Origin of the sequence: Streptococcus danieliae (assembly GCF_025447695.1) — a bacterium.
In the GTDB taxonomy this organism is placed as follows: Bacteria; Bacillota; Bacilli; order Lactobacillales; family Streptococcaceae; genus Streptococcus; species Streptococcus danieliae.
The window spans coordinates 1-2,315 of record NZ_JAOBSU010000161.1 but is presented as its reverse complement, the minus strand read 5'-3'; the positions used below and the strand labels follow the sequence as shown (position 1 = coordinate 2,315).

General features: G+C 43.1%; 3 protein-coding genes. All 3 read left to right on the top strand.

Features of this window, described 5'->3' with window-relative positions:
* Positions 1 to 60 precede the first annotated feature (60 nt).
* The 3 genes from N4310_RS08220 to N4310_RS08210 are packed head-to-tail and all read left to right on the top strand — an operon-like array spanning position 61 to position 1,913.
* Complete coding sequence (locus tag N4310_RS08220; protein ID WP_262092792.1) at positions 61 to 447, top strand: hypothetical protein; 387 nt, start codon at positions 61 to 63, stop codon at positions 445 to 447.
* Positions 434 to 667 (top strand): phage holin, encoded by a 234-nt coding sequence (locus N4310_RS08215; protein ID WP_262092791.1) that lies wholly within the window; start codon positions 434 to 436, stop codon positions 665 to 667. Before N4310_RS08220 ends, N4310_RS08215 begins: the two co-directional genes overlap by 14 nt.
* The gene (locus N4310_RS08210) at positions 642 to 1,913 is read left to right on the top strand and encodes a peptidoglycan recognition protein family protein (protein WP_262092790.1); all 1,272 of its coding nucleotides are present in this window, start codon (positions 642 to 644) and stop codon (positions 1,911 to 1,913) included. The genes N4310_RS08215 and N4310_RS08210 overlap by 26 nt, the downstream gene beginning before the upstream one ends.
* The last annotated feature ends 402 nt before the right edge of the window (positions 1,914 to 2,315 follow it).

Sequence of the window (2,315 nt, the reverse complement as noted above, 5' to 3'; positions counted from 1 at the left end):
GTTTTGGCGGAAAAGCAACAAGGAAAAGAAATCAATTCAGATATTAAGGAGGGCTAGTCATTGAATTGGGGAGAAGTGACGGGGCTTTTGACGGCAGTCGGAGCCCTTTTAGGTGTTGGTCACAAAATCATTTCAGAGCTTCGGGCTAATAGCCATAAAAACAACCAAATCATGGAAGATTTGGCAGAGGTTAAGTTGGGAGTTTCAGAGATACAGGAGTCTGCTCTGAAAAACTCGAGTGGCCTGAAGACCTTGCATAGTTATCGCTTAGCTCATGACATGAAAGCGGATATTATGCGAGGTTCTACGACCTTAGACCGTAAGTTGGCGATGGCTAAGTTGTTTGAATCTTACAAGAACTTGGGTGGTAATGGTGAGATTGAATCGCTCTATCGTGAATTTTCGGAATTACCTCTGAGAGAGGAGGAGGATCATGAAACTAGATAATAAGACCTACGACCTGTTGAAGTGGCTGGTGTTGATTTTCATGCCAGCCTTTATTACATTTGTTGGAGTAATTGGCCAAACTTTACAAGCTGATTGGCTAGGTCCAAGTCTGACCATTTTGACAGCTTTTAACACTTTTTTAGGGACCCTGATTGGGGTTTCTTCGATTTCTTATAGCAGCAAGGAGGGACAGGATGGTAACAGCAATGGACGTGGTTAATCATGCCAACAGTTTGGTAGGGAAGAAGGTTACAGTCCCTACCAACCCCTACGGTGGTCAATGTGTGGCCTTGATTGATAGTATTGTGCAGTATTTTACCGACGGTAAAAAGAATCTCGCCTATGTCAATGCAGCCGATGGTTTAAAAAAGGCTAAAGAAATGGGCTTGATTGTAATTTACAACAATCCCAATGACCCCTATCTGCTTCCAGAACCTGGTGATTTCTTTGTCATGAATGATCCGCATCCATGGGGGCACATCGGGGTGGTTGTATTTGCCGATGTCAACGGGATGCATACAATCGAGCAAAATATCGACGGCTACCGAGATGATAATAGAAATGGTATTAATGACCAGCTGGAAGTTGGAGGTGGTGGCTATACCCGCAAGAACTATCGTGACTATAGCAACGTCATTGGCTGGTTCCGATTGCCATATTCCAACCAAAAACAAAAAGAAGGAAAAGCTACTGTGGAACCGAAAAAAGTAGGCGAGGACTTATTCAGCGGTCTCATTACCGATATTGACCCGAATCTCATGTACGCTGGAGGCACTCGGGCCAAGATTGACAGGATTGTGATTCATCACAATGCGGGAACCAGCGATGAGAATGCACGTCGCACTTGGTATGTATCTAGCGGGAATGAAACCTCAGCTCATTATCAAGTCACTCCCGACAAGATTTGGGGATGTGTAGGTGAGAATTTCCCAGCCTGGCACGCAGGGAATGCGGAGATGAATGCTCGTTCAATCGGCATCGAGCACCTTAATTCAACTGGAGCACCGGGCTGGCAGATTGCAGAGGAGACCTACAAGAATTCAGCGAAATTGATTGCAGATTTGTGCCGCCGCTATAATATTCCAATTGACCGCAAGCACATTGTTGGTCATAAGGAGATTGTGGCGACCGCTTGCCCGGGTGGAATTGACCTAGACAAGTTAGTCCGGATGGCCAAGGAAGCCGCAAATGGAACAGCTCAAGAAACGAAAGTAGAAGCAACAGTAGAAAATAATGGAGGAGCAGCTATGTTTACAATTTCAGCTAAAGACCGAGGTATTGCGCTCATGACAGGAGGGGTCTTTTATGCCCTACTAGATGCCAAGGATCCAGAGAATTTCTGGAATCAAGGAGTACCGCATATTCAGGTATCGCAGAAAACCTTTGATAATTTCCAAACCAAGTCAAATGTGGATAAGTTAGACGATGAGACAGTGAATAAGCTGATTGCTGGTCTTAAGAAATAGTGATATGAAAGTAGCCCTCGGAACTTTTCCGGGGGCTTTTTTGCATCAGATTTTCTTGAGAATTAATGATGTTTTGAAATGTTGTAACCGTGAGAATATGCTACAATAGTCTAAAATTTAATGGAAAGGTTCCATTGATTTTCTAACACTAACCGCCTCGAATTCGGGGCGGTTTTTAGGTGGCAAAAGTGGCATAAAAGTGGCACAAATAACGGAAAAAATCGTTAAAATCTGTAAAAATATGAATTTCGGTTCTTCGTCATGTAATGAGATGTGTTTATTTGTAGCGGATTGTAAAGGTTTGGTAAATCGTCCGTATTTATTGTATAATTATAGATAGTATTGTGTAGAGAAAGGCATTGGAAATGCAGGATAAACACCTTGTAGATGTAAATTTAACGA